This window comes from Sideroxyarcus sp. TK5 (assembly GCF_054601595.1).
The window spans coordinates 1-1,239 of record NZ_BAAHSJ010000031.1 but is presented as its reverse complement, the minus strand read 5'-3'; the positions used below and the strand labels follow the sequence as shown (position 1 = coordinate 1,239).

Sequence of the window (1,239 nt, the reverse complement as noted above, 5' to 3'; positions counted from 1 at the left end):
GAAGTTCGCGAGCGTGCTGTCCGTATGGTGCAAGAGCATCGCAACGAGTATCCATCGCAATGGGCGGCCATTGAGTCGATTGCGCCGAAGATCGGTTGCGTTCCCCAAACCCTGCATGACTGGGTAAAGAAGCACGAGATCGATACTGGTCGGCGCGATGGCATCACCAGCGAGGAACGCGACCGCATCAAGGCTTTGGAACGCGAAGTGAAGGAACTGCGCCGTGCCAATGAAATCCTGAAACTGGCCAGCGCTTTTTTTGCCCAGGCGGAGCTCGACCGCAAACTCAAATCCTGAACGATTTCGTTGACCGGCATCGCGATACCTACGGGGTCGAGCCGATCTGCAAGGTGTTGCAGATCGCCCCGTCTGGCTACCGGCGTTACGCCGCCTGTCAGCGCAACCCGGCGCTGCGTTGTGCGCGTGCCCGGCACGATGAAACCCTGATGCCGGAGATTCAAAGAGTCTGGGAGGCCAATATGCAGGTTTACGGCGCCGACAAGGTCTGGCGGCAACTGGGGCGTGAAGGGATACAGGTCGCCCGCTGCACAGTCGAGCGGCTGATGAAGCGTCTGGGGCTGGAAGGCGTACGGCGCGGCAAGGTGATCAAAACCACATTCCCGGATAAGGGAACACCTTGCCCGTTGGACCGCGTGAACCGGCAATTCAGAGCGGATCGCCCCAACCAGTTGTGGGTGTCGGATTTCACCTATGTTTCCACCTGGCAGGGCTGGTTGTATGTCGCCTTCGTCATCGACGTATTTGCGCGGCGCATCGTGGGCTGGCGCGTCAGTTCCAGCATGCATACGGACTTTGTGCTGGATGCGCTGGAACAGGCGTTGTATGCGCGCCAGCCGGAACGCTCAGATGCCCTGATACACCATAGCGACAGGGGATCGCAGTATGTTTCCATCCGCTATACCGAACGGCTCGCCGAGGCGGGGATAGAACCCTCGGTCGGCAGCAAGGGTGACAGCTATGACAATGCGCTGGCCGAGACGATCAACGGGCTATACAAGGCCGAATTGATACACAAAAGGGGGCCATGGAAAAATCGGGAAGCGGTGGAACTGGCAACCCTGGAGTGGGTGTCGTGGTTCAACCATCAACGCCTGTTGGGAAGTATCGGCTATATACCGCCCGCAGAAGCTGAGGCACAATACTATCGGCAGTCAGCCAATACGGATTCTGCCTGCGTTACTTAAACCAGACAGCCTCCACGAAATCCGGGGCGATTCA

The 1,239-nt window shown here is 58.4% G+C and carries 1 protein-coding gene and 1 other annotated feature; the gene reads left to right on the top strand.

Annotated features, from left to right (window positions below):
- Positions 1-1,205, top strand: a protein-coding gene (locus ACYPYQ_RS13545; protein WP_459724445.1) for an IS3 family transposase whose coding sequence is annotated in 2 segments (ribosomal slippage) — positions 1-256 and positions 256-1,205 — 1,206 coding nt annotated over the 2 segments. Because the reading frame shifts where the segments join, the coding sequence is not laid out codon by codon here. This gene is flagged as partial in the annotation.
- Positions 252-368: a sequence feature (AL1L pseudoknot), on the top strand. It overlaps the preceding gene by 117 nt.
- Positions 1,206-1,239 lie beyond the last annotated feature (34 nt).